Genomic DNA, 25,708 nt, shown 5'->3' with positions numbered 1-25,708 from the left:
TTTCTCCTTCTTATTTTCCTGTATATAAGTGGCAGGCTACTTCGTGATTATCGTCTATTAATACTCTTTGTGGGATTTCTTTTTTACAAATATCCATGCACTTTTTGCACCTGTTGTGGAAAGGGCAACCTGCAGGTTTATTTATCGGACTTGGCACGTCCCCATCAAGCACAATCCTCTTTGAATCAGCACCAACTATTGGTATCGGCACTGCTGACAAGAGAGCCTGGGTGTAAGGGTGGGCTGGATTTTTGTTTAATTTCTCACTTGTAGATATTTCCATAATATTGCCAAGATACATTACTATTATCCTGTCAGCTATATATTCAACAACAGATAGGTCGTGGGCTATGAATATATAAGTAAGGTCAAGCTCTTTTTGAATTCCTTGGAGGAGGTTTATTACTTGGGCCTGGATGGAAACATCAAGGGCAGATACCGGTTCATCCAAAATTACTACTTCCGGAGAAACACAAAGGGCTCTCGCTATACAAAGTCTTTGCCTTTGGCCACCCGAAAATTCGTGTGGGTAACGGTACATATAATCAGGTCTTAGGTTTACCCTCTTTAGCCTATCTGCAATGACCATGTCAATATCATTTTTCTGGGTGACTCCGTGGGCAACTAGGGGTGCCTTAAATGAATCATAGATTTTTTTCATTGGATTTAGGGCAGAATATGGGTCTTGGAAGACCATTTGCACTTCTTTCCTAAATTCAAAAAGGTCTTTTTTATCAAATTTTCTTACATCCGTCATTCGCCCATGGAGGTTGTATAAAACTTCGCCTCCACTTGGATTTTCAAGTCTCATGATGGACTTACCAAGGGTAGTCTTACCACAACCAGATTCTCCAACTACACCTACAGTTTCCCCACGTCTTACAAAAAAAGATACCCCGTCAACAGCCTTCACAGCTCCGGTTTGCTTTTTAAAAAAAGTCCCCTCATAGATTGGAAAATGGGTTTGTAGATTTTTGACATCAAAAACAAGTTGGTCTTTAATTTCATTCCTAACTAAAACATCATTCTCTCTTGTTTTCTCATCTATTTTCATCTACGACCTCCTTTTCTCCCTCGAGTAATATACATCTAGCTGTGTGACTTCCTTCGACCCTAAAAAGTGGAATATCTCTACTTAGGCATTTTTCAGTAGCAAAGGCACACCTATTTGCAAATTCACATCCCTTCACATAGTTTGCAGGGTCTGGAGTTTCTCCTGGTATGGTCGAAAGTTTCCTATCCCTATCCATACCCGGCACAGGCACAGACTTAAGAAGGAGTTTGGTGTAAGGATGGGTCGGATTATTAAATACATCTCCTACTTCTCCATATTCTATGACTCTTCCCATATACATTACAGCAACCTGGTCGGCAACTTCTGCCACAAGACCCATATTGTGGGTAATAAGGATAACTGATTTGCCTTCCTTGTCCCTTAAATCTTTCATCAAATCCATAATTTGGGCTTGGATGGTAACGTCAAGGGCTGTGGTTGGCTCATCTGCTATAAGTAGGTTGGGATTATTTACCATGGCAATAGCAATCATGGCCCTTTGTTTCATACCTCCAGAAAATTGGTGAGGGTAGTTATCAAACCTAGACTCTGGCTCTGGGATTCCTAGCTTTCTTAACATTTCTATGCCAATTTCCCTGGCTTCTTTTTTTGAAATCTTCCTGTGTTCAAGGATATTTTCAATAATCTGATCGCCTACAGTGTAGACTGGGTTTAGGGATTGCATTGGGTCTTGGAAAATCATTCCAATTTCCTTGCCCCTTATGGTTCTCATTTTTTTGCCGTAGGCTTTTTCTTTTAGGATATCAACTGTTTCTCCATTTTCCTTAAAAAATTCAGATTTTCCTGACTTAATCCTAGCTGCCTTTGGCAAGAGTTTTACCATAGAATTTACAGTTACAGATTTTCCACAACCAGATTCTCCAACTATAGATAAAATCTGGCCTTTTTTTACATCAAGGCTTACATTTTTGACTATTCTATTGTATCTTTTCCCTACCTTAAATTCTGTAGATAGGTTTCTAAGTTTAATTATATTTTCCATAGGCCACCTAATTTCTTGGGTCAAGGGCATCTCTTAGGCCGTCGCCTAAAAAGTTGATACTCATTACAAAGAGGGAAATAAAGAGTCCTGGTATTAGCCATTGCCACTTATACATTTGGATAACTGTTATAGACTTAGCCGCATTTATAATTGTGCCCCAGGTTGGTACGTTGGTTGGTACACCAAGACCTAGAAATGAAAGTCCTGTTTCTTGAAGGATAAAATAGGCTATGTTTATTGTTGTCGCTACTATTATTGGGCTTAGGGTATTTGGCAAAATATCCCTAAACATAATGGCAAAGTCAGATATACCAAAGGCCTTATTTACAGCCACATAGGTTTCTTCTCTTAACCTTAATACCTCATTTCTAACTATTCTAAAGACTGTCATCCAGCCGATTAAGGTAAAAACCAAAATCATATTACTTACTGATGGACCAAGGATTGTTACAAGGACCATCACAAGGATTATCATCGGAAATGATTGTAAAATCTCAGATATTCTTATAAGGACAAGGTCAATTGTTTTGCCAAAATATCCTGCAAGCAAACCAAAAATTGTCCCTATGATTGAAGTGGTAAGGGCTGATGTAATTCCAATTAAAATTGAAATCCTACCCCCATATAAAAGTCTGGAATATAGGTCTCTGCCTGTTGAATCTGTGCCGAATAAGTGGCCATTTCCTGGAGCTTGGTTTAGCTTTACCATATCGATTTTATTTGGGTCGTGGCTTGCCAAAAGTGGGGCAAAAATCGCAGATAGAACCATAAGCGAAACTATAATCAAACCCACAATCGCAAGTTTATTAGATAAGAATTTTTGTAGCGACCTTTTAGCGAGTGATGATTTTTTTTCAATTTTTATTTCTGTCATAATTTCACCTACAATCTAATTCTTGGGTCAAGGATGGCGCTTAGGACGTCAACCATGAAGGAAATAATTAACATAACTGTCGCTATGAAGAGGGTAGTTACCATGATTATCGGATAGTCACCACTTGTTACAGCTCCCATAAGTGTTGACCCAAGACCTGGCCAGTTAAATACTGATTCTATTACAACTGAACCACCGATGAGTCCTGGGATTCTTAACATGATGGTAACAAGAATTGGTCCCATGGAATTTCTAAAGGCGTGTTTTAGGTAAACCTTCCATTCAGGGATTCCCTTGCTTCTTGCTGTTTTTATATATTCTTGGTTCATAACTCCCAGCATGGAGTTTCTTGTGTACCTAAGGACTGTTGCAATCATGGCAATTGAAAGGGCCATAGCTGGTAGGACTAGGTTTTTTGCCCTGTCCATAAAACCTGTCATCCCATAGACATTTCTGCCTCCAACTGGAAACCATCCCAGACTTAAGGCGAAAACTGAAATCAAAACAATACCAAATAAAAATTCTGGAATTGATTGACCTATTACACCTAAAACTCTTGCTATATAGTCAATTGGCCCATTTTGGTTAACTGCTGATAGGATTCCTAAAAGTATTCCCAAAACAGATGAAATAATAAGGGCTGCTAGGGCAAGCTCAACTGTGGCTGGCAATTTTTGTGCCAAAATTTCTTTGATTGGTTGACCATTAATTATAGAATAGCCGAAGTCTCCCTTTACAACCTGGCCTATCCACCTTGCGTATTGGATGAAAATCGGATCATCTAGGCCGTACCTAGCTCTAAGTTCTGCAATAACAGCTGGGTCTCTGGCTGTGCCTGGTGGTAGGAGATAGTTTATCGGATCTATCGGCATAAATTTAAGGGCCACAAAGATCAAAAAAGAAATCACTACAAGCATAGGTATCATCTGAATTAATTTCTTTATTATGTATTTAAATATATTGCCACTGCTTTTCATATATTTTCTCCTTTGAAAAAGTTTTTTTACAAGTGACTTTTAAGGGTCTTTATAAAATTAAAGGAGCAACAGGTGTCGCCCCTTAATCAATAACTACTTAAGCTCCCAATTTTCAAATCCTATGTCCGCTGCAAACCATGGATTTGTAAACTTAGCCCCGTTTGTATTTACATTGTCAGTATTTACAAGTATTTCGTTCTTAAGCATGAAGATTACTTCTTTTGATAGGTCCTCTGATTCGATTTTTTGTAGGTCTTTTAAAATTTCTCCTCTTTTTGCCTTGTCAGTTTCTTGAAGGAGTTTATTGTAGAGGTCTTCGTATTTCTTGCCAACTTCTTGACCGAATACTCTTACAAGGTTATTATTAGCTGGAACATATTCTCCGTACCACTCTTCATAACCAAAGGCTGATAGACCCTTTAGGGCAAAATCGTAATTTCTAAGTTCCATTAATTCTTGGGTAGCATCTCCAGCAAATTTTTGTACATTTACTGCAATACCAACATCTTGTAGGTTTTGTGCTATAGAATTATAAAGATCTACCGAAGATTGGTCTGCCATGTAATACCTAAATTCAAGTGGACTATCAGATGTATAACCAATTTCCTTTAGGAGTTCTTTGGCTTTTTCTGGATTGTAAGCATATTTTTCAGCCTTGTCTTCTTTGTTGTCCTTATCTTTTCCTGGTACGCCGTAGGTAGAAACTTCTGCAAGCCCTGGGAAGAGGTTCTTTGTTAGGTTTTCCCTATCGATTGCATAGTAGATAGCTTGTCTAAATTTAGGGTTTTGAATCCATTTATTGGCTGGTTTTTGGTCGTTGCCTGTTTGGTTAAATACTAGATAGTAATAGAAAAGTGTGTCAACAGTTTGGCCTTCCCAATTTTTCTTTTCTGAAACTGCTTGGATTTCTGTTGGAACTTTAGAATTAAATACGTCTGCCTGGTCGCCTAAAACCGAATTAAGTTTAGCATCAGATGGGACAATATTTACTACCACAGATTTTATTTTTGGTTTTTGTCCTTCGTAATTTTCATTTACTTCAAGGGCTAGGTAGGAATCTGTTGCAACTTCCTTAACCTTGTACATACCATTTGTGATTGGATTTTTCCAAAAATCTGCAGTGTGGTATTCTGTCATATCAACACCTTCAAAACCAGCCTTAGGAAGGATTGCAAATTGGGAAAGAATTGGAACCATATTGCCAACTGACTTGTCCATTTCCATTGTTAGCTTATTGCCATCAGCCTTTAGACCTGCCACTTCTTTAGCCTTGCCTTCCTTGTATTCGCTAGCTCCCTTGATTGAAGAAAAGGCTGACTTGTAAATTGAGTTCACCTTGGCACCCTTAAGGGCTCCTTCGATAGAAAACTTCACATCATCAGAAGTCAAATCTGAACCATCTGACCATTTCAAACCATCTTTTAACTTAAATTCATAAGTCATTCCATCATCGGCCATGGTATAAGAATCAAGAAGGTCTTCCTTAAATTCTGTTAGGTCTGAATTTGCCTTAAAAAGAGATCTGAAGCTAATAACCTTGTAGATATCTCCACGGTTCCACCAAGGTGTATCGAAATTTGTGCCTTCGCCTTGCTTATCAAACAACATTCTTAGTGATTTTTCACCACTATCGCTCTTGGCTGTCTCTTCTACTTTTGTTTCGCCCTTTGCGTCTTGATTTTTTTTGTCAGGTGCCTTTGCTCCACCACAAGATGTAAGGAGCATAATAGCTGATAGGGCTAGACCTAAAACATAATTCTTTTTCATTTTTCCTCCTAATAAAAATTTAAAATATTTTCCACCTTATCTCTCAAGTTTTTTATAATTAGAAAACATTTTTTTATTAGGTTAATTATAATATATCATAAAAATATTTTCAAATTTATTTAGATATTTGAAAATACTTTTAAATATCTTTGATAAGTCCAAGCCCAACCAAGTATAAAATTTTTATTTCCTACTTTTTCGCTCCACTATCACATTTACCATCCTAATGCAAAGGCAAAAAATCCATATGACTCCTTATTTTTATAGGCTGTTTTGACATTTTTTCTATTATCATGTAATTTTTGCAGAAATCTTTTAACTTTATTTTATTAATAAATTTTCATTATTTTTTATAATATAAATTAGGAATTTTTTTGTTTGTTATTTTTTTGACTTTATAACTTATTTCTTTATAGTCTATGAAATCGTTTTTTATTCAGACTTGTATTTTTATCCTAAATCCCATTTAGATGCACCTTTATTTTTAATTCAAGTTTATGTTTTTAAATCCTAAAATTTTGCTTATAAATATTGCTATAGATTATTATGGCAAAAATGGGCAAATATCCTTTCCCTATCATAGATCTTATCGGCCAGTGATTTTTTTATCGGTGAAATTATAGGAATTTTCACAAAAATTCTCATCTAGTTTTTGAAACTACTTTTCATAATTTTATCTAAATAATTTCCTTATAAAATTTTGCCAATAAAAAAATCCCCTTGGAGGGGACTTTTATAAGCCAATATCGAGGCTTTGGACCTTTTTGTCATAGTCTATATAATATAATTTTCCTTTGTAAACCCTATAGCCATAGGTTTCCAAGTCTTTTTCTATAGTTTCACCTGTCAGATAATTTACTATATCCATCTTAAAGAGGTGCTTGGCCTTATCGAATTTTACGCCTTGGCAAGTAATCATGTTTTGACCGATAAAGCTTACTCTATCGGACAATTTATAGGTCACATCCTTTATCTTTAGGTAACCATCACTTGATTTGAAAATTTCATACTTAGCCTTGCCATCTTCAAAATATTTGGCCGAAAATAAATAGTTTTGGTCGGTATTTTTTTCTAAAAGCTCTGCCTTTTGGTCAAGGCCTTTTGCTGGATCAAGCTTATATAATTCTGTTTTCTGGTACTTGTTAAACTTGGTAAATAAAATCTCTTTATCTGTGACTGCTACTTGGTCCACAATTTCGTATTTATACTTGGTCGCTTCATAAATATTTAGCTTACCTGTTTTTAGGTCAACATAGGCAAGACCTGACTGGTTTTTATCAGTTTCCACAGTGTCATCTCTATTATCATAGTAGATTCCATAAATCTTATCGCCAATCATGCCTTTCGGCCTAAAGTCTTCATGGTCCTTGAAATCATAAAGCAGGGTCAAGTCTTCCCCATTTATCTTTTTAATAGAAAAGTCTTTGTCGTCATAAGAGCCTAGGACAAAGATATTATTTGAAAATGGAACATAGGTTGCCTCGAAATTTTCGCTGTAATCTCTTAGGTCTGTAAGGGCAGAGCAGACTTCGCCTCCCCTTATGGTGACTAGGTCATAGTTTGAAAAGAAAATGTCATCCTCTGTGAGGTCTTTTTCGTCTTCTTTTCCTGGCTCTTTTCTATCTTCTTTTGATTTTTTGTCGGAATCCTTTTTACTTTTGTCAGATTTTTTCTTATATTCTTTTTCCTTGGCGGTTTTATCTAGTTTTTTCTTTTCTTCCTTATCTTCGTTGTCTTTTTTTGCTGATTTTTCAACTGATATTACATCTTTTTTGACCTCATCTTCTGGGTAGGTCCTATTTATTTCTTCATCTTCTTGTTGCTTATCCTGCTTTTCTTCTTCATTAGAAACTGAGTCATCTTCTGTGTTCACATCTAACTTGGCTTGATTTAAAGCTTCCTTTACTCGTGGGTCATCTAAATCTTTTTTATCACAAGCCACAAGACCTAGGGCTAGTAAAGTTATAACAAGTGCTCTTTTCATTAGTTACTCCTTATATTTTTCAAAAAACCTTCCTCTTATAAGACTACCACCATTTGGACCTTAATTTTCCAATAGCTTGATTTTTTACAGGTCTCTTTTTACTTGCTTTATTTGCATAAGTCTTAGGTAAGCAGCCACCTATCAAGTTAGAAAGCTAATGTTTGGCAACATGTATTACACTTAAGGCTATTTTATCATAGGAAAGCAAAATTAACAATGTTTTCTTTTATTATATAAGATTTATTCCTTGAAAACTCTTAAAATTTTTGTAAGCAAAATATAACTAAGAAGTCCAAAAAAAGACTAGGTTTTTCCCTAATCTTTCTAAAAATAACTTATTTCTTCCTTGCCATTCCTAAAATCCCAGAAAACTTCCCTGTACTTTCCTTCGTAGATGCCGAGGATTTTATCCATAGACATGGATTTGGGTTGTGTATTTTTAAATTCTTCATAGTCCATCCAGAAGAGGCTGCCTTCCCTATTTTCCTCTACCAAGTCGCCCTCAAAGTCAGTAGTTTCGTAGATTAATCCAACATCCTTGCCTTCATCAGAAATCCAGGTAATGATTCCTACTAAGTTAGGGTTTTTGATATCAAGATTAGTTTCTTCCTTGGCTTCCCTTATGACTGAATCTACGAAAGATTCTCCAACTTCCACCTTGCCACCTGGAAAGGTTAGGCCTTCCCAACCGTATTTCTTGACCTTATCTAAAACCAAAACTTGGCCGGTCTTTTTATTGTAAATTTTTACCATATTCATTAAAACAGTTTTCATATCTTACTCCTCCAAAAATTATATGCCAAAGAAAAAAAGCTTGCAAGCCTGACCCTCACCCAGAATCCAGTTTTATAGGTGAGGTCAATAAGTCACAAGCTTTTTCTATATTTATAGTCTTTCTAGACTAATTTTAATTTCTTTATCGTTAAGTGGAGTTTTTTCAACACTTAGGTCTGTCTTTTCAAGCTTATCTGCTAGGGTTTCCTTTTTGATATCTTCTGCGAACTTATCTAGTGACTTAGCTAAGTCTGCGTCAGCTTCATAGGAAATATTTATCCTATCAGTTACCTCAAAACCAGAATCCTTTCTTAGGTTTTGGATTTTTGAGATAAATTCTCTAGCATAACCTTCGTCTTTTAGGTCTTCGGTGATTTCTGTATCAAGGATAACAAAGACATTGCCGTCAATTTCTACATCGAAACCTTCCTTGGCAGTAATTCTAATATCTAGGTAGTCTTTGCTAACTTCAAATTCTTCCCCGCCAATTTCTACCTTAACAGGTCCTTGGTTTACCTGGTCTATAAAGGTCTTGGCATCTGTAGATGCAAGGTATTTGGCAAAGTCATTTACCTTTGATTGGAAAATCCTACCAACTACTCTAAAATCAGGTTTTAAGAAATAATCCATGAAATCTGAAAGGTCATCTTCAAAATCAACTTCCTTGACATTTAATTCTTCCTTTATCAAACCAAGGAGGTTTTCAAGCCTTTCCTTATAAGAACCATCCACGATTATCTTTGAAAGTGGTTGGCGTACCTTGATTGCTTCCTTTTCCCTAGAAGCACGGCCTAGGTTTACAATCTTTCTTACTAAGTCCATATCAGCCTCTAGCTTAGAATCTATCAGACTTTCATCTACTTGTGGCAAGATTTCTGTGTGAACAGTCTTTCCTCCAGTTAATTTTTGGTAGATTTCTTCTGCCAAGAATGGGGTAATTGGCGCAATTAACTTAGATAGGCTTAGCAAAACATCATAGGTTGTCTTATAAACGCTCTTCTTAGAATCTGTAAGGTCTTGGGACCAAAATCTCTTTCTATTACGTCTGATATACCAATTTGACAAGTCTTCTACAACGAAATCAGAAATCTCATGAACTACCTTGTTGTAGTTAAAGTTTTCCATTTCTTCGTAATAAGATTTAATCAAAGTATTTAATCTTGAATATAGCCAGCGGTCAATACCGTCTACTTTTACTCCCTCAAATGACTTGATATCAGCAAGAGTGAGCCCATCTGTACCTGCATAGAGGCTAAAGAAGTTATAGACGTTTTCAAAAGTCCTAAAGAAGTTGTTTTTAACTTCCACAAGGCCTTTTTCATCAAACTTAGTTTGCATCCAAGCCGGTGATACATATAGGGAATAAAATCTCACTGCATCTGCCCCGTACTTGTCAAAAAGCGCAAACGGATCAAGGGTGTTTCCTCTTGATTTTGACATTTTTTGGCCGTTTTTATCTACAACCAAGTCATTTACAAGGACATTTTTATATGGTGCCCTACCCATGGTTATAGTTGAAATTGCCATTAATGAATAGAACCAACCTCTTGTTTGGTCTATACCTTCACAGATAAAGTCTGCTGGATAATAACCTTCTTCAAATAATTCCTTATTTTCAAATGGATAATGTAATTGAGCGAAAGGCATAGCTCCAGAGTCAAACCAAACGTCTAGTACATCTGGAACCCTAGTCATAGTGCCACCGCACTTGTCACACTTGATGTGGACATTGTCTACATATGGTCTGTGAAGTTCTATATCTTCTGAAATATCTTCGATTGCGCGCTCTTTTAGCTCTGCTCTACTTGCAACTGTATCTGTATGACCACACTCACATCTCCAGATATTTAGAGGTGTTCCCCAATATCTTGATCTTGAAATTGCCCAGTCTTTAACATTTTCTAGCCAGTTTCCAAATCTCTTATCACCGATAGTTTGTGGGAACCAGTTTACAGTCTGGTTATTTTCTACCATTTTGCCTGAGAATTTGGACATTTCTATATACCAAGATGGCCTAGCATAATAAATCAAAGGTGTATGGCATCTCCAACAGTGTGGATAGTTGTGTTCCATGGTTTCTTTGGCAAAAACCTTGCCTTCTTCTTGTAAATGTCTCCAAATTTTTTCGTTTGTATCAAAAACAAATTCGCCCTTCCAAGGAGTTTCTGTAAACCTACCTTCAAGGTCAACTGGTTGTATGAAGTCTAGGTCATATTTTCTGCAAGCTTGGTAGTCGTCCTCACCAAAGGCTGGTGCGATGTGAACTATACCTGTACCGTCTTCTGCAGAAACATAATCAGCAAGGATAACCTTAAAGGCCTTGCCTGGTTGAGTCTTAACATATGGCATCAATTGCTCATATTCCAAAAGCTCAAGGTCAGCACCCTTCATTTCTTCGACAACTTCGTAGTCTCTCTTATCCATAAGTTTTCCCATCAAAGATTTTGCCATGTAGTAGTAGCAAGAATCTTCCTTGTCAAAAACTTTTACATAATCTAATTCTGGATTAACAGCAAGAGCAAGGTTTGATGGAAGAGTCCAAGGTGTAGTTGTCCATGCTAGGAAATATTCATTGTCAGCACCCTTTTTCTTAAACCTAACAGTAAGGGTAAGGGTCTTTTCAAATTCATATCCTTGGGCAACTTCGTGGCTAGCAAGACCAGTACCACATCTTGGGCAATATGGCATAACCTTTGCACCTTCGTAAATGTAGCCTTTTTTGAAGGCTTGGTCTAATAACCACCACTCAGTTTCTATGTAATTATTATCCATAGTTACATATGGGTGGTCCATATCGTAAAGAAAGGCCATCCTATCTGACATGTCTCTCCACATATCAGAATATTTCCAAACAGATTCCTTGCATAGGTGGTTGAATTTTTCTATACCGTATTGTTCAATATCGTTTTTATCGTGAAAACCTAATTGCTTTTCAACTTCGATTTCAACTGGCAAACCGTGAGTGTCCCAACCGGCTTTTTTTAAAACCTTGTAGCCTTTCATATTTTTGTAACGGCTGGTCATATCCTTTAGGGTCCTTGCTATAACGTGGTGGATACCTGGCTTGCCGTTAGCTGTTGGAGGACCATCGTAGATTACGTATTCATCTGCATTTTCACGTGTCTTGAAGGTTTCTCCTAAAAGGTCAATTTCATTCCAATAATCTTTTAGTTTCGCTTCCCTAGATTTAACATCTTTGGAATTGACTTCTTCAAATTTTAAGTCGCACATAATTTTTCCTTTCTAATAAAAAAGGACCGTCCATACAGACGGTCCACTTATTTCCTAGTTTGCTCTTAAGGCTTGGCATTCCTGATAGGCTAATGTTTTCACCTATCAAACAATAAAGTGATTTTCGTCTATAAATCCCCTAGCATTCTCACCAACCATGCCTCTCTGAAGGTTTTTTATAAATTACTCCTCTTTATATAGTCAATATTCTTACTCTAATGTACTATTTTACCCCAATTTGTCAAATATGTCTTATAATCTTAAATTTTTCTAGGGTATAAATATTAAAATCGTCTACATTTGCCAAATCCTTGGCATCTTCAAACATCTGGTAGTCTGTTTCGTACTCTTCCCTAAAAACCACGACAGGATTATTAGCATAAGAAAGTAAAAGTCCTGAATAAACCCCAAAATCTTCGATATTTTCAATTTGCTCTACCTTGTTTATCTCCAAAACTTGGATATAAATATCATCTAGGTCTTTTAATTTAAGGGCAAAGGCATTGTCAAAGACCCCTAAATTTACAACTTCGTGTATAATATCTAGGGCGATATTGGCCCTGGTTGGATAAATAGAGCCTGACCTTTCGTGCCTGTCACCCTTACTTATTTGTATCAAAACTCCGTTGTGGTTATCCTTAAATTCCTCATCGTACTTATCAAGGTATTTACCTGTTTCTAGGTAATATCTCAATGAATCGTAGGCTAAATCTACAAACTTATCCTTAATCATCTAGGAGTCCCTCTATATCTTTTGCAATATTGGCTGGTTTTTTCATAGAATCGTATCTTTTAACTGGCACTCCATCCTTACCGATCAAAAATTTTGTAAAATTCCACCTAATTTTTTTAGATAATTTACCAGAAATTTGGTCTTTTAGATAAGTGTAAAGTGGAGCTTCATTTTCCCCATTTACTTCTATTTTATCAAAGCGATCAAAGCTTGTTCCAAAATTTAGGGCACAGAAATTGTTAATTTCTTCGATTGTGCCAGGTGCTTGGCCTGCAAATTGGTTACAAGGAAAATCTAGGATTTCAAAACCCCTATCCTTATATTTTTTATAAAGTTCTTCTAAACCATCATATTGCTTGGTAAAACCACATTTGGTCGCAGTATTTACTATTAATAAGACCTTGCCCTTGTATTTTGATAGGCTAACGTCCTCTCCCTTGTCATTTTTTACTGTAAAATCATAAATTGTTGTCATAATAACTCCTAATCTTATATAAGCATTATACAGCTTTTTTGATGAAATTCAGTTATATATTTTGTAATAAAAAACCCAGGTTGAAGCCTGGGCTAGTTTTAATAATCAAAGACTGGTACTGATGAACCTTTTGTTTTTTCTTTAATTATTTTTGCAGTTTCTGCTGTTTGGTAATAATTTTCTACCAAGTCTTTTAAGGTTTGGCTATTAGCATTCTCCTTTAGGCAAGCTACTATATTTACATAAATTGCCTTGGCTGGATCCTTGTAATCTTCTAGGAAAATAGCATCTCTAGTTGGGATAAAACCTGCATCTACAGCCATTCCTGAGTTTATAACTGCTATATCAGAATCATCCAAGCTCCTTGCTGTTTGGGCTGCTGATAATTCTATGATTTCGAGTTTTTTTGGATTTTCTTTTATATCAGCAGGAGTTATGGCATCTCCCTCCTTGCCATTTACTTTAATTAGGCCAGCTGATTGGAGGAGGAAGAGAGCCCTAGCTCCGTTTGATGGGTCATCTGGTATGGTAACCTTAGCTCCGTCTTTTAGGTCCTTTATATCTTTGATTTTAGATGAATAAATACCTAGTGGTGCTATGGCTGTATCACCTATAGAAACTATATCAGAACCAGATGCTTGGTTGAAATCTTCTAGGAATTTTTTGTGTTGGAAGGCATTTATATCTATATCTCCAGCTAATAGGGCTTCGTTTGGTTCCCTGTACTCAGAAAATTTAACAATTTCTAATTTTTTGCCAGTTGCCTTTTCGAATCTTTTAGCAACGTCATCCCAATCTTCGTTATTTTCGCCAATAAGTCCAAGTTTTATTACATCCTTATCCTTAAACTTATCTTCGCTTGCTACTTCTGTCTTTGTTTGTTCTGAGGCTTTTCCTGCCTTAGCTTCTTGGTTTTTTGCTCCACAAGCTGTAAAACTTGCTAATGCAAGTATAGCTATTAAAATTTTGCTAATTTTTTTCATATTTCTTCCTTATTATTTTCTTATTCTTTTCTAATTTATTCTTTTCTTTTCCAACTTATTCTTTTCTTATTCTAACTTTTCTAAACTAAGTATGTATGAATCGCAAAGCACTGCGCTACTGTCGACCCTCGCCTGTTTTTTTATTTATCTTTCAAAGTTTAGGTCTTATTCTTGTTCATACTCCGCTTTTAAATCCCCATACAAGGGGATTTAACGCTCATATAAAACCCCACTTGTTTTTTCTAAACAAGTGGGGCAATGAATCGCAAAGCGCTTCGCTACTTTGCGACCCTCGCCTGTTTTTTTATTTATCTTTCAAAGTTTAGGTCTTATTCTTGTTCATACTCCGCTTTTAAATCCCCATACAAGGGGATTTAACGCTCATATAAAACCCCACTTGTTTTTTCTAAACAAGTGGGGCAATAAATTGCAAAGCGCTTCGCTACTTTGCAAGTCGGTATGCCGACTTACCACGCAGGTATCCATGCTCCCTTGGTTATTCTTTCGAAGTCTTTTTTGGTTTCGTCTGTTTGGTAGTATTTTACGAATTCTTTGTAGGCTTCGTTGTTTTCGTCTTCTTTTCTTGCTGCTATTAGGTTGATGTATTGTTTTACTGATTCGCTCTTTGGATCTTCTACGTAGATTCCTTCGTTTTTGTCTAGGCCTGCGTCTAGGGCAAAGGTGTCATTTACTACTGCGCAGTCTACGTCATCTAGACTTCTGGCAGTTTGAGATGCATCCATTTCTATAATTTCAAGTTTTTTAGGATTTTCTTTTATCTTATCTACTCCAATTGTATCTCCTGGTTCGCCTTCAACTTTGATTAGGCCTGCATCTTGAAGTAGGAATAGGGCTCTTGATCCATTTGATGGGTCGTTTGGTATAGCTATTTTTGCCCCTTCTTTTATGTCTTCAAGTTTTTTTACCTTATGAGAATATAGGGTTATTGGTGCAAGCATGGTATCTCCTATAGATACAAGGTCGCTTCCCTTATCTTCATTAAATTCTTTTAGGAATTTGTAGTGTTGGTAGGCGTTTAGGTCTATGTCTCCAGCAAGAAGGGCTTCATTTGGTTGGGCATAGTCTGAGAATTTTACTAATTCAACAGTATTGCCTGTTCCCTTTTCATATCTTTTGATAACTTCTTCTAAAACTTCGTTGTATTCACCAACTACACCTATTTTTATGTGGACTGGGTCAGTTGATTTTGCTGTTTCTCCTGTGTCCTTACTTTCTGTCTTAGCTTCTTCCTTTGGAGCTTCTTCCTTCTTTTCCGCTCCGCTTCCACAAGCTGTTAAAGTCACTATCAAGCCTAGTGCTAGGGCTATTTTGCTAGTTAATTTCATTTTCTTCTCCTTTTTTATTTAGCAACATTCCAACAAATTTATATGAAATCTCTCTCAAGATGATTTCTCTAATGACTTGTCTTTCTAATTAGGTAATTAGCAAGACCTTGGATAAGGTAAACTACAATTAATATTAGTATAACTGATACTATTACGACATCGTCTTTGTACCTTTGGTAGCCTACGGCTATGGCTAAATCGCCTATACCACCAGCTCCAACAGTACCAGCCATAGCAGTTAGTCCCAAGAGTGAAATTAGGGTGATAGATGAAACTCTAATCAAACTTGGTAGTCCTTCTCTTAGGTAAACTCTGGTAATAATTTCTACAGGGCTTAGTCCCATAGCTTCTGCGGCTTCAACCTTTCCACTATTAACATCTGCAAGGGCTTGTTCAACCTGTCTTGCAAAAAATGGTACTGCAGAAAATGTTAGGGGTACAATAGCCGCTGTAGCTCCTATCCTTGTTCCTATTATAGCTTTGGTAAAGGGAGCTATAAGGGCTAATAAGATTACAAAGGGAATGGCCCTAAAGAGGTTGGTTAATTTATCTAAGATGCTGTAAATTATCCTATTTTCTAAAATCCTATCCTTGTCTGTAACTACCATTATTACGCCCAAGATTAGTCCCATTATGCCTGCAAAAATTGCAGATATAACTAACATATATAGGGTTACTTTAAAATCGCTTATAATCCTGTCTTTTATAGATAGGGAATAACTAAAAAATCCCATCCTTACCTCCTAATATTTCTAAGTTTGTACCCTTATCCTTTAGATAAGTGCTTACTTCTACCAACTTATCGTCATCGCCCTTAAAGCTTACGATTAAGTTGCCAACTGCTGTTCCATTGATAAATTCTATATTTCCTGCTAGGATATTGGTCCTAACTCCGAATTTTTCAAATAATTCATTGATAATTGGCTCTGTGGTTGATTGGCCCAAATATGATAATTTGGCTAGGATTTCATCATCCTTGAGGATGCCTATATTGGATTTGACTTCTTCTATGGTTTCTGAAATATTTGTGGAAGTTTCCACAAATTCCTTGGTGAGTTTGTTTTTTGGATCTGAGAATATATCCAAGGTTGAACCAGATTCTATAACCTTGCCATCTTGCATAACTGCGCACTTGTTGCAAAGGTCCTTGACCACGTCCATCTGGTGGGTGATTATTACCACAGTTAACTTTAATTTGTCATTTAAGTCCTTAAGCAATTTCAAAATTTGCTTGGTTGTCTTTGGGTCTAGAGCACTTGTGGCCTCATCACAAAGTAGGATTTCCGGATCAGAAGCAAGGGCCCTTGCTATGGCACATCTTTGTTGCTGACCACCTGATAATTCACTTGGATAAGCATTAGCCTTATCCTTAATGCCTACTGTTTCTAAGAGGTCTAAGGCTTTTTTTCTTTTTTCTTCCTTACTCAAAGACTTATCTTTTTTTATAGGAAATATTACATTGTCAATAACTGTAAGGTTGTTTAGGAGGTTGAAATGTTGGAAAATCATTCCAATCTTTTTTCTCCTTGCCCTTAGGTCTTTATTTGATAAGTCCAGAAGGTTTTCTCCATTAATTAGGACTTGGCCTTGGCTTGGTCTTTGGAGGAGGTTTATGGTCCTAACAAGGGTTGACTTTCCAGCTCCAGAAAAACCTACAATCCCAAAGGTGTCTTGCTCTTTAATTGTCAAACTAACATCATCTACTGCTTTGAATCCATCAAAGTCCACTGTTATATTTTTTAATTCTATCATTTATCGCTCTCTTTCAAAAAATCTATAGCAAACTTAATTGCAAGGCCTAGGGCATAGTCAATCGCCCTTTCATCTAGGTCAAATTTTGCTGTATGAAGGTCAGATGCCTTTCCCTCCGCTTCATTTCTAGTACCGAAATTTACGAAAATTGTAGGGCAAAGCTTGGAATAACCATAAAATGATTCTGAAATCCAAAGCTTTGGACTTGCTATTAAAGCATCTTCATATAGGCTATTAAGGCTTTCCTTGACTTGCTTGGCCAAGTTTTCATCATTTATAACCGGCTCTGCCACAATTTTGCTATAGTCGTTAAAGACTACAGAACAACCGTGGGCTTTTGCAGTTAGGTCTGCAAGGTTTTTTAAAATCTCAAGGGCCTTTTTGCCTTCGTCTAGGTCGAAAAACCTTAAGGTCCCCTTTACATTCGCCCTATCGCAAATCACATTGGCAGCAGAGCCTCCATTTATAGCTCCAATCCCCAAACTAACAGGCTTTTCCAAATCTAATTGGTTATTCCAAGCAGAATTTAGACCCGTAATAATATGGGCTGTTGCTATTAGAGGATTTATTGCAAGATCAGGTCTTGAACCATGACCTCCCCTGCCGATTACATCAAAGTCAACTCCTGCACACCCTGCATAGGCAGGGCCTTCTATAATAGAAAATTTCCCAACATCCAGGGCTGGACTTTGGTGGTTGCCGTAAACTGCGTCAAGGCCCTTATCTTTTAAATGCTCTACCATTGCATCAATGCCTGCTCCAGTTTCCTCGGCTTCTTCAAAAACAAGATAAATCTTACCACTTATTTCATCTGCCAAGTCTTTGAGGATTTTCCCAGCAATTACTGCAACAGTCATATGGCTATCATGGCCACAAGCATGAGACACGCCAGGATTTTTCGATACAACCAGCTTTTTCTCTTTGAGATTGTAAGGGTCTTCTTGGATTGCTAAAGCATCTAAATCGGTTCTGATTCCAAGAGTCTTGCCAGGCCTACCTGTATCGAATAGGGCTGTAAAACCAGTTGAACCCGGCACATCTTCTACAACAAAACCCAGCTCTTCGCACTTTTTCTTTAAATACTTACTTGTTTCAAACTCCTTGCTTGATAATTCTGGGTTTTCGTGCAAGTATCTACGGATATTTACAATATCGTATTTATTAAGTTTTATTTCTCCTTTTATCTTTTCTACTAAAGTCATTTCTTCCTCGATTTCATAAAAAAATAACGTCCCATATTCCACATAGGAATATAAGGACGTTTAAATCGCGTTACCACCTTATTTTATGCTTGGTCACCCAAACATACACTCATCAAGTACAAACATACTCTAATTCTGTAACGGGAATTCCCGTATGGATCTCATATCGACCCATCCCATCCAAGGCCATCTTCATCTAGTCGCCTCTTTACTCCTTTTCACCAACCGGAGCTCTCTAAAAAAGATTCTTCTAAACTACTCTTCTTGTCATATGGTTTTGTAAAACTTTTATCTCGTTGATAATGGTATAATACCATTTAAAAATTTTCCTGTCAAATATTTTTTTATTTTCCCTCTGGAAGGCTAATTTTTTCAAGAATTCCATTTAATTTTGCAATAGCTATCCCATAATTAGTCATAGGGGTGCCAGCCTCTTTGGCCTTTGCCACCCTAGATAAAACATGAGTTCTGTTAAACATACACGATCCACAAGCTATGATTAGGTCATACTTTTCATAGGCTATCGGATCATTTCCCCTAGCAAAATCTATATTTATAGCTGGGTGGGTTTTCTTTATAAGCTTTGGAATCTTCACACTTCCTATATCCTCATCTACCGGAGGATGGGTACAGGCTTCGGCAATTAAAATATTTTTTATATTCCCGTCCAAAACCTGGGCAGATTCTACAAAATATTCCAAATCTCCCTTAAAGGCTGAAAATAAAACTGAAAAACTTGTGAGTTTCACATCGCTTGGTTTTTGCTCGTAGACTTCCTTAAAGGCCTGACTGTCGGTAATAATAAGGTCAATTTTATTTAGACTCTTGATGGTTGTTTCAAAATTAGAAAGGTCTGTGCAAATGGCACTTGCCCCCTTATCGATAATTTCCCTAATGGTCATCACCTGTGGTTTTATAAGCCTATCCTTTGGTGCTGCCGCATCTTGGGGCATGACTAGGACTACCATGTCGCCTTTTTTGACCAAGTTTTTGGTAATGGTGAGGTCTTCTTTTTTGTAAAGGGCTTTTATTTTAGAAAAAATTTCATCCCTTGACTTGGTAGATCCAAGGTCTACGCCGATTGGATTTTTCCCAGCGAAGTCTTTTAGGATTTGACTTCCATCCCCAGCATCTACCTTCATAGCTATATATATTACTGGTTTGTCCTTAAATTTTGGGATGATTTCTAAATCATCTCCAGAACTTAAAACGTATAGAAAAACATCCACCTTGTCTATTTCTGCCAAGGTTTTTTCGTATCTTTCCTTGCCAAGCTGGGTCTGATCAGCTGTTCCTGCCGTATCTATAAAGACAACTGGCCCAAAATCGGTTATTTCCATTGCCTTTCTAATTGGGTCTGTAGTTGTGCCCTCAATCGGCGAAACTATAGCTGTATCTTGCCCTGTTAGGTAATTTAAAAGGGTAGATTTGCCGGAATTTGTCTTGCCAAAAATCCCTATATAGACTCTTTCGCTAAGGCTTGTCTTAGATATAGATGTCACGTTGACCGTCCTCGACACGTTTGATATTTTCCCTAGTACTCTCCCTTACTTCTGGATTTGGAATATTTTCTAGTTCTCTTTTTATTAGCTTATCAGCATTTGCTGCTGTTTTTTCACTCGCATAGTCAACTGCATATTCTTTTAGGGTCACAAGGGCATTTGGATGGCAGATATTGCCTATACCATGTTTTTTGACCATGCCCATGAAGACTTCACCTGTCCTGCCCTTCCTGTAGCAAGCAGTACAGAATGATGGGACGTGGTCTTTTTCTATTAACCAATTTACAACCTCGTCAAGAGTCCTGTTGTCAGCTAGTTCGAATTGGTCACTTCCCTTGGTCTCATGTTCTGTATAACCACCAACAGATGTCTTTGAGCCTCCAGAAAGTTGGCTAATTCCTAACTCTAAAAGCCTATTTCTCATAGCTTCTGACTCACGGGTTGAAACAATCATGCCTGTGTAAGGTACGGAAATCCTGATGCAGGCAACAAGTTTTGCAAACATATCGTCTGATAGAGAATTGTCAAAATCGTCTGGATCTATATCGTCAGCAGGTTGGATTCTTGGTACAGAAATTGTGTGAGGTCCAACATTAAAACGAGCTTCCATATGCTCAGCGTGCATTAATTGACCGATAAATTCATATTCATAAGAATCTAGTCCGTAAAGCACTCCCATGCCCACATCATCAATGCCTCCTTCCATGGCCCTGTCCATGGCTTCTGTGTGGTAGGCGTAGTTTGATTTTGGCCCAAACTTGTGAAGGGCTTCGTAGTTTTCCTTGTTATAGGTTTCTTGGAAGAGGATATAAGTACCAATCTCAGCTTCCTTTAATTTCCTATAATTTTCCACAGTTGTGGCTGCTATATTAACATTTACACGCCTAATCGCCCCATTTTTGTGTTTGATATTATAAATTGTATGGATAGACTCAAGTATGTAGTCAATTGGGTTATTCCTAGGGTCTTCTCCGGCTTCGAGGGCGAGTCTCTTGTGGCCTTGATCTTGGAGGGCAATAACTTGCTCTTTGATTTCTTCTTGGCTTAGTTTTTTCCTTGGAATGGTCCTATTTTGACCATGGTAAGGGCAATATACACAACCATTTACACAATAATTTGACAAATAAAGGGGTGCGAAAAGCACAATCCTATTTGCGTAAAATTTGTGTTTTAAGTCCTTGGCAAGTTTGAATATTTCCTCATTTAGGTCGTCTTCCTTGCAGGATAAAAGCACAAAAGCTTCCCTGTGGCTAAGGCCCTTGGCCTTTCTCGCCTTTTCTAGAAGCTCTGTAATCAATTTTCTATTGTGGGAGTTCTCCCTGCCGTAGGCAAGGGTATCTAAAATTTCTTCGTGATTTATAAATTCTTCTGCGTGTGTACTTGCAGGATCGTATTTTGTCATTCTTTCCTTCTTTCTTTTCTATGTCCATTTATAATTATAATACTTTTTTGGTCAAATTTAAAATAAAATCAGAAAAAAATTAGATTTATTCTAATAAAGTAAATAAAAAATCTTTATAGAGTAAGGTATAATAATTGTGTTATCATCTGCCCTCGGGGTGAAGGGAGATGAAATCATGCAGACATTAATAGCAATCATCGTTGCTGTCATAGCAAATAGAAAGCCCCTCCGGCTCAGTGAGGAGTTGGTCACTTAATTTGAAAATGGCTAGATAGCAATTTGCAAGATGATAATTAGCATTAAAAAAGACGAGCGCGGGGCTCGTCTTTAACATTGGGTAATCAATATTTATTGTTGACTTCATTCAAATATTATGCTTGTTTTTTCATTTATTTAAACCACAAGCCGATCATTTTCCAAAATCAGACACATCTCCCCTATCATCCACAACCCTGTAGCCGAAGGAGGCGATTTCTCTTTCCAGCTGTTTTTTTGCCTCAGCTGCTTCAAGGCCTGTGTTTAACTTGTTATCGTAAAGGTTGTATGCTTTTTTGGCTTCCTTAGGACTTAGGTTTGGCATAAGGACATTAGCTCCTGCCTTTAAGCCCAATTCCCTACCCTTAGGATTAACTGTGCCTAGGGCTGTAGTAGCTGGAATTAAGGCGTAGGGGAAAACTATCCTCAACATGGCAACAAGCCTCAAAGTCTTTGTAAAAGACCCATTCTTAAAATCTCTAAAAGGTGTATCGTGACTTACCAAATATGGCCCAATACCAACCATATCCGGCTCCAATTTTTCAAGAAACCTAAAATCTGCTATTAAATCTTCTGTCTTTTGGAAGGGACTTTCAACCATAAAGCCTCCCCCAACTTGGTAGCCGATTTTTTTGAGATTATAAAGGCACTCCTGCCTATTTTTTAAATTCATTACTTTTGGGTGGAGCTTACTGTAATGATCCGGATTTGAACTTTCTTCCCTTAGCAAATACCTATCGGCACCTGCATCAAAAAAGGCCTTGTAGTCATCGTAAGACCTCTCTCCCAAAGAAAGGGTAATCGCCACATCCGGATACCTTGACTTGATAGATTTTAAGACATCAACCATAAATTCTTGGCTAAATTTAGGGTCTTCCCCACCTTGCATAACAAAGGTCCTAAAACCAAGTTGATATCCAAATCTAGCCGCACTTAGGATTTCCTCCTTGCCGAGCCTATAGCGGTTCACATGAGTATTTGATTTTCTTATTCCACAATAATAACAATCATTTTTGCAAATATTAGAAACCTCAATCAAGCCCCTAAGATAGACCTTATCTCCGTAAACTTCCCTACGGATTTCATCTGCCATTTGAACCAAAATCTCTGTCATAGATTCATCTTCTATCCATTTTTTTAAAGTTTCGTCATCTATATGGTTTATTTCTCTTTTTATCATAAGCCCTCTTCTTAAAAAAAATTAGGAGGTCCTAGGACCTCCATCGGGTTTGGTAAAATAAATTCATCTATAATATACCCAAAACTTCCCTTTTTGCAATATTATTTTTCACTTGCAAATAAATTATAGGGAAACTTGTTATGGCGGACCCTAGGTAAATAGGTCTTTATTGGATTTTTTAATTTCCCTTCAAATTCATCTTGCCAAGCCCTTAAAATTTCAAGTCTTTCCACCCTGTCTGGAGTCCTCGGAATATTTCTCAAATTTTCCCTCTCTTCTAGACCGAGATAAGTATCCTTAATTAAATTATCGAGGAGAATTAATAGCTTCTCATAAATATCAAGGTCACGCTTTTTCAGATAAGCCTTGATAAATTCTTGGTCTTTTTCGCTTACATTCGCCCTTCCATGGTAGGAAGAAATCTCATCCGTCACAAAACCATGGCCCAGGGCAATCCTTGCTGGATAAAAATAAGATTCAAACCTCAAAATCCTGTAGCCTTCCATAAGATGTGCCATTTCCAAATGTCCATAGGCCTTGCCCAAGTCGTGAAGAGTTCCAAGAGCAAAAGCAATTTCAGGATCTAAGCCGATTTCTCTTGCAATTTTTTCGCTAGTCTTTCCTATTATGTGGCTGTGAATTATCCAAGGTCCCGGATTTGCCTTAAAGGCCTCATCCAACATATTTCTAACCTTGTCCTTGTTTGGTATGTTCCCAAATCCTTCCTTATACATATTCTACCACCCCGTATGCGTGGTCAATTTCTGACCCTATTTTAAAATCCACCTTATTTAGACTATCTTCATAAAAAAGTCCAACCTCTTGCTCATCTTTTATTTGATTTTTGTAAATCATTTTGATATAGGAAATATTTTCCTCATCAAAACCAGGAATTTCCTTTATATAATCAAAATATACCCCATTGTTTACATGGCGGTTTTCATCATAATCTGCCCTTCTAATTGCAATTTCTTTTTCCTTGCCATAAAAATCTGGCTTTTTGTAGGCCCTTCCAGTGTAAATTTCAGGGCTTTGCCCATAGGCATCTAAAACATCCCTAGAAATTATCCCTGCCCTTTGCTTTTCTATATCAAATAGGATAAAAGTAGCCTTGACTCTGGCAAAAATTTCCCCACTATTTTTTACAAGGAAATTCCTAAAGGCGTAAAACCTCTTCATGTGGGTAGGAATAGTTGTAATTTCAATCTCCATACCCTTCATAAGTGGTTTTAATATTTCTATATCCCAACTATAGAGCAACCAAGTTTTGTTTTTCATAGCCGAAAGATTTTTCTCAACTTCCCCAGCCTGGCTAAAGGAAAGGTCTACCATCAAGCTCGTTAGGCTTTTCATTGTGATTATTCCCTTTTCATTACAAAACATGGACCTTATCTCATAGGTTTTTGTATATTCCATAAGTCTCCTAACAAAAAAGGGCAGGTTGCTGCCCTTTTTTTATTTAAGTTCTTTCAATAATTCAGCCAAGGCCTTTAAGAATTGTTGGTCATTCCTAAAGTCATTTTCATTTAAGTCTAGGTCTTGGTTTTTGTTTTCAATTTCTATATCTGGTTTAACGCCAACCTTGTTGATTTTGTTGCCACTTGGTGTTTTGTACTCACTAATGGTAATCTTAGCTCCCGCCCCATTTTCAAGTGGGAAGACTTTTTGAACTATACCCTTGCCAAATGACTTTGTACCAACAATCTTAGCCCTGCCCCTGTCTTTAAGGGCACCAGCCAAAATCTCAGATGCAGATGCAGAATTTTGGTTAATTAGGACTGTCATTGGTATCTTATCCATGGTATCGTCAGATTTTTCTGTAATTACTTCGCCATTTTTATCCTCAGTTGTCACTATAACTCCCTTATCAAGGAAGGTATCGGCTATATTTAGGCAAACATCAAGAGCTCCACCTGGATTATTACGCAAATCTAAAACAAGTCCTTTTATATCAGAATTTTTAAGTTTTGAATATTGGGCCTTAAAATCATCCCAAGTTATATCATCAAAGGCAGAAAGTCTTAGGTAACCAATCTTTGTGCCATCAATATTTATAGTCTTCGAATAAACTGTATCTACAGTCACATCTCGTCTTTCAACAAGCATAGGGATTATCTTGCCATCAGGCTTATTTTTGCTAATCCTTAGGACTTCGATTTTCACCTTAGTTCCAGGCTCGCCCCTAATCAAGGAAACTGCCTTATCAAGTTCGCTGGCATCAAAGGCTGTTCCTTCAACAGTCTTAATAAAGTCACCAGACTTCATACCGGCTTCCTTGGCTGGAGAATTTTCAAAAACTTGGACAACCTTAATCAAACCTTCCTTAGAAGGAGAAACAGTCACCCCTATTCCCTTATACCTACCATCAAGATTTTCCAAAAGTTTATTAAACTCATCTTTTGGATAATAAGAAGTATATGGATCGCCAAGGTTGGCAAACATCCCCTTAAGAGCACCATTATAAAGGTCCTCGTCCTTATACTTAAAAAGGAAATTTTTATCCAAAAGTCCCTTAAGTGAATCCATCTCACTAATTAATTCTTTATCTCGAGTAGTTCCACCCTGGCCCAAATCCACATTCGACCCAAGCATGAAACCTGCAAAGCCAATCGCCCCAACAAGAACAACCGACAAAATTACTTTTCCAAATCTTTTCATTAACTAATAATCCTTTCCAAATGGGCCTTAAGCCCACTTATACTAATTATATATATTATATCACAATAAATGGCAAATTGTAATAAAAAAATAAGGTCATCTTCCATTAATAGTAAATATTTATGAAGCTTTTTGGGTAAAAATCAAGTGAGTACAAAGTTACAAAGGAAGGATAGAAAATGCAAATTACAGAAATTTATAAGGATATTTACCAGGCAATCTTTCCCCTAACAGGAAATCCCCTCAAATCAATCAATATCTACGTCATAAAATCAGAAGACTCGTCCATGATAATCGACACCGGCTTTAACAATCCCGAAAATAGGGCCAACATGGAAGACTTAATCCAAAAGCTAGACCTAAATTTACCAAAAACCAAACTATTCCTAACCCACCTCCACTCTGACCACGTAGGACTCGCCAAGTGGCTAGATGATAGAGGTGTAGGTGATATTTATATATCAGAAAAAGACGGAAAAATGGTCGAAAATGGGATAAATAAAGAAGACTTCCAGTGGCAAAATATCATAAAAAACGCCCACTTCCAAGGACTCGG

At 37.1% G+C, this 25,708-nt stretch carries 22 protein-coding genes and 1 other annotated feature; of the genes, 1 reads left to right on the top strand and 21 read right to left on the bottom strand.

Annotation, left to right across the window (positions count from 1 at the left end; genetic code table 11):
• Positions 1–10: 10 nt before the first annotated feature.
• The 21 genes from RQ907_RS01395 to RQ907_RS01295 all read right to left on the bottom strand — a co-directional run bounded on the left by RQ907_RS01395 (position 11) and on the right by RQ907_RS01295 (position 25,152).
• Positions 11–1,003, bottom strand: a complete 993-nt coding sequence (locus tag RQ907_RS01395; protein WP_399522221.1) for an ABC transporter ATP-binding protein — start codon at positions 1,001–1,003, stop codon at positions 11–13.
• 37 nt (positions 1,004–1,040) lie between these two features.
• On the bottom strand, positions 1,041–2,057 hold the full coding sequence (locus RQ907_RS01390) for an ABC transporter ATP-binding protein (protein WP_311491618.1): 1,017 nt from the start codon (positions 2,055–2,057) through the stop codon (positions 1,041–1,043).
• A gap of 7 nt (positions 2,058–2,064) precedes the next feature.
• A complete protein-coding gene (locus tag RQ907_RS01385) occupies positions 2,065–2,931 on the bottom strand; it encodes an ABC transporter permease (RefSeq protein WP_311491617.1) in 867 nt (288 codons plus the stop codon).
• Between the two features lie 8 nt (positions 2,932–2,939).
• Complete coding sequence (locus RQ907_RS01380; RefSeq protein WP_311491616.1) at positions 2,940–3,908, bottom strand: ABC transporter permease; 969 nt, start codon at positions 3,906–3,908, stop codon at positions 2,940–2,942.
• Positions 3,909–4,001: 93 nt separating this feature from the next.
• Positions 4,002–5,675 (bottom strand): ABC transporter substrate-binding protein, encoded by a 1,674-nt coding sequence (locus RQ907_RS01375; protein ID WP_311491615.1) that lies wholly within the window; start codon positions 5,673–5,675, stop codon positions 4,002–4,004.
• Between the two features lie 733 nt (positions 5,676–6,408).
• Positions 6,409–7,659, bottom strand: a complete 1,251-nt coding sequence (locus RQ907_RS01370) for a hypothetical protein (protein WP_311491614.1) — start codon at positions 7,657–7,659, stop codon at positions 6,409–6,411.
• Positions 7,660–7,983: 324 nt separating this feature from the next.
• Positions 7,984–8,433: an NUDIX domain-containing protein gene (locus tag RQ907_RS01365; protein ID WP_311491613.1), complete on the bottom strand. Its 450-nt coding sequence runs from the start codon at positions 8,431–8,433 to the stop codon at positions 7,984–7,986.
• Positions 8,434–8,544: 111 nt separating this feature from the next.
• Positions 8,545–11,664, bottom strand: a complete 3,120-nt coding sequence (gene ileS / locus RQ907_RS01360; protein WP_311491612.1) for an isoleucine--tRNA ligase — start codon at positions 11,662–11,664, stop codon at positions 8,545–8,547.
• A gap of 241 nt (positions 11,665–11,905) precedes the next feature.
• The gene (locus RQ907_RS01355; RefSeq protein ID WP_311491611.1) at positions 11,906–12,397 is read right to left on the bottom strand and encodes a hypothetical protein; all 492 of its coding nucleotides are present in this window, start codon (positions 12,395–12,397) and stop codon (positions 11,906–11,908) included.
• Positions 12,390–12,872 carry a glutathione peroxidase gene (locus tag RQ907_RS01350; protein ID WP_311491610.1) on the bottom strand — a complete coding sequence of 161 codons (483 nt, stop codon included), beginning with the start codon at positions 12,870–12,872 and terminating at the stop codon, positions 12,390–12,392. The genes RQ907_RS01355 and RQ907_RS01350 overlap by 8 nt, the downstream gene beginning before the upstream one ends.
• Before the next feature lie 98 nt (positions 12,873–12,970).
• The gene (locus RQ907_RS01345) at positions 12,971–13,855 is read right to left on the bottom strand and encodes a MetQ/NlpA family ABC transporter substrate-binding protein (protein WP_311491609.1); all 885 of its coding nucleotides are present in this window, start codon (positions 13,853–13,855) and stop codon (positions 12,971–12,973) included.
• Positions 13,856–14,322: 467 nt separating this feature from the next.
• The gene (locus tag RQ907_RS01340) at positions 14,323–15,201 is read right to left on the bottom strand and encodes a MetQ/NlpA family ABC transporter substrate-binding protein (protein WP_311491608.1); all 879 of its coding nucleotides are present in this window, start codon (positions 15,199–15,201) and stop codon (positions 14,323–14,325) included.
• Between the two features lie 68 nt (positions 15,202–15,269).
• Positions 15,270–15,935 (bottom strand): methionine ABC transporter permease, encoded by a 666-nt coding sequence (locus tag RQ907_RS01335; RefSeq protein WP_311491607.1) that lies wholly within the window; start codon positions 15,933–15,935, stop codon positions 15,270–15,272.
• Positions 15,922–16,953, bottom strand: a complete 1,032-nt coding sequence (locus RQ907_RS01330; protein WP_311491606.1) for a methionine ABC transporter ATP-binding protein — start codon at positions 16,951–16,953, stop codon at positions 15,922–15,924. The genes RQ907_RS01335 and RQ907_RS01330 overlap by 14 nt, the downstream gene beginning before the upstream one ends.
• Positions 16,950–18,155, bottom strand: coding sequence for an amidohydrolase (locus RQ907_RS01325; RefSeq protein ID WP_311491605.1), 1,206 nt, complete (start codon positions 18,153–18,155; stop codon positions 16,950–16,952). Before RQ907_RS01325 ends, RQ907_RS01330 begins: the two co-directional genes overlap by 4 nt.
• 49 nt (positions 18,156–18,204) lie before the next feature.
• Positions 18,205–18,435: a binding site (T-box leader), on the bottom strand.
• A 64-nt stretch (positions 18,436–18,499) separates the two neighbouring features.
• Positions 18,500–19,657: a [FeFe] hydrogenase H-cluster maturation GTPase HydF gene (hydF, locus tag RQ907_RS01320; RefSeq protein WP_311491604.1), complete on the bottom strand. Its 1,158-nt coding sequence runs from the start codon at positions 19,655–19,657 to the stop codon at positions 18,500–18,502.
• The gene (gene hydG, locus RQ907_RS01315; RefSeq protein ID WP_311491603.1) at positions 19,641–21,059 is read right to left on the bottom strand and encodes a [FeFe] hydrogenase H-cluster radical SAM maturase HydG; all 1,419 of its coding nucleotides are present in this window, start codon (positions 21,057–21,059) and stop codon (positions 19,641–19,643) included. Before hydG ends, hydF begins: the two co-directional genes overlap by 17 nt.
• A gap of 409 nt (positions 21,060–21,468) precedes the next feature.
• Positions 21,469–22,494, bottom strand: a complete 1,026-nt coding sequence (gene hydE, locus RQ907_RS01310; protein ID WP_311491602.1) for a [FeFe] hydrogenase H-cluster radical SAM maturase HydE — start codon at positions 22,492–22,494, stop codon at positions 21,469–21,471.
• A 101-nt stretch (positions 22,495–22,595) separates the two neighbouring features.
• Entirely contained in the window at positions 22,596–23,228 is a 633-nt protein-coding gene (locus RQ907_RS01305; protein WP_311491601.1) for an HD domain-containing protein, read from the bottom strand.
• Positions 23,221–23,910, bottom strand: a complete 690-nt coding sequence (locus RQ907_RS01300) for an acyl-ACP thioesterase domain-containing protein (protein ID WP_311491600.1) — start codon at positions 23,908–23,910, stop codon at positions 23,221–23,223. The genes RQ907_RS01305 and RQ907_RS01300 overlap by 8 nt, the downstream gene beginning before the upstream one ends.
• Before the next feature lie 39 nt (positions 23,911–23,949).
• The gene (locus RQ907_RS01295; RefSeq protein ID WP_311491599.1) at positions 23,950–25,152 is read right to left on the bottom strand and encodes a S41 family peptidase; all 1,203 of its coding nucleotides are present in this window, start codon (positions 25,150–25,152) and stop codon (positions 23,950–23,952) included.
• Between the two features lie 179 nt (positions 25,153–25,331).
• Here RQ907_RS01295 and RQ907_RS01290 point away from each other — a divergent pair.
• A partial coding sequence (locus tag RQ907_RS01290; protein ID WP_311491598.1) for an MBL fold metallo-hydrolase occupies positions 25,332–25,708 on the top strand: 377 nt, incomplete at its 3' end.

Origin of the sequence: uncultured Anaerococcus sp., assembly GCF_963510575.1 — a bacterium.
Taxonomy (GTDB): domain Bacteria; phylum Bacillota; class Clostridia; order Tissierellales; family Peptoniphilaceae; genus Anaerococcus.
The sequence above is the reverse complement of the archived record's forward strand: the minus strand, read 5'-3'. Positions and strand labels throughout refer to the sequence as shown.

What these genes read in the sequence shown, in the direction of transcription:
- RQ907_RS01380 (WP_311491616.1), bottom strand. Translation starts at nt 3,908, where the DNA reads ATGAAAAGCAGTGGCAATATATTTAAATACATAATAAAGAAATTAATT.
- RQ907_RS01305 (WP_311491601.1), bottom strand. Translation starts at nt 23,228, where the DNA reads ATGTATAAGGAAGGATTTGGGAACATACCAAACAAGGACAAGGTTAGA.
- RQ907_RS01390 (WP_311491618.1), bottom strand. Translation starts at nt 2,057, where the DNA reads ATGGAAAATATAATTAAACTTAGAAACCTATCTACAGAATTTAAGGTA.
- RQ907_RS01340 (WP_311491608.1), bottom strand. Translation starts at nt 15,201, where the DNA reads ATGAAATTAACTAGCAAAATAGCCCTAGCACTAGGCTTGATAGTGACT.
- RQ907_RS01300 (WP_311491600.1), bottom strand. Translation starts at nt 23,910, where the DNA reads ATGGAATATACAAAAACCTATGAGATAAGGTCCATGTTTTGTAATGAA.
- hydG (WP_311491603.1), bottom strand. Translation starts at nt 21,059, where the DNA reads ATGACAAAATACGATCCTGCAAGTACACACGCAGAAGAATTTATAAAT.
- RQ907_RS01325 (WP_311491605.1), bottom strand. Translation starts at nt 18,155, where the DNA reads ATGACTTTAGTAGAAAAGATAAAAGGAGAAATAAAACTTAATAAATAC.
- RQ907_RS01330 (WP_311491606.1), bottom strand. Translation starts at nt 16,953, where the DNA reads ATGATAGAATTAAAAAATATAACAGTGGACTTTGATGGATTCAAAGCA.
- ileS (WP_311491612.1), bottom strand. Translation starts at nt 11,664, where the DNA reads ATGTGCGACTTAAAATTTGAAGAAGTCAATTCCAAAGATGTTAAATCT.
- RQ907_RS01335 (WP_311491607.1), bottom strand. Translation starts at nt 15,935, where the DNA reads ATGGGATTTTTTAGTTATTCCCTATCTATAAAAGACAGGATTATAAGC.
- RQ907_RS01345 (WP_311491609.1), bottom strand. Translation starts at nt 13,855, where the DNA reads ATGAAAAAAATTAGCAAAATTTTAATAGCTATACTTGCATTAGCAAGT.
- hydE (WP_311491602.1), bottom strand. Translation starts at nt 22,494, where the DNA reads ATGATAAAAAGAGAAATAAACCATATAGATGACGAAACTTTAAAAAAA.
- RQ907_RS01365 (WP_311491613.1), bottom strand. Translation starts at nt 8,433, where the DNA reads ATGAAAACTGTTTTAATGAATATGGTAAAAATTTACAATAAAAAGACC.
- RQ907_RS01295 (WP_311491599.1), bottom strand. Translation starts at nt 25,152, where the DNA reads ATGAAAAGATTTGGAAAAGTAATTTTGTCGGTTGTTCTTGTTGGGGCG.
- RQ907_RS01370 (WP_311491614.1), bottom strand. Translation starts at nt 7,659, where the DNA reads ATGAAAAGAGCACTTGTTATAACTTTACTAGCCCTAGGTCTTGTGGCT.
- RQ907_RS01350 (WP_311491610.1), bottom strand. Translation starts at nt 12,872, where the DNA reads ATGACAACAATTTATGATTTTACAGTAAAAAATGACAAGGGAGAGGAC.
- RQ907_RS01375 (WP_311491615.1), bottom strand. Translation starts at nt 5,675, where the DNA reads ATGAAAAAGAATTATGTTTTAGGTCTAGCCCTATCAGCTATTATGCTC.
- RQ907_RS01355 (WP_311491611.1), bottom strand. Translation starts at nt 12,397, where the DNA reads ATGATTAAGGATAAGTTTGTAGATTTAGCCTACGATTCATTGAGATAT.
- RQ907_RS01385 (WP_311491617.1), bottom strand. Translation starts at nt 2,931, where the DNA reads ATGACAGAAATAAAAATTGAAAAAAAATCATCACTCGCTAAAAGGTCG.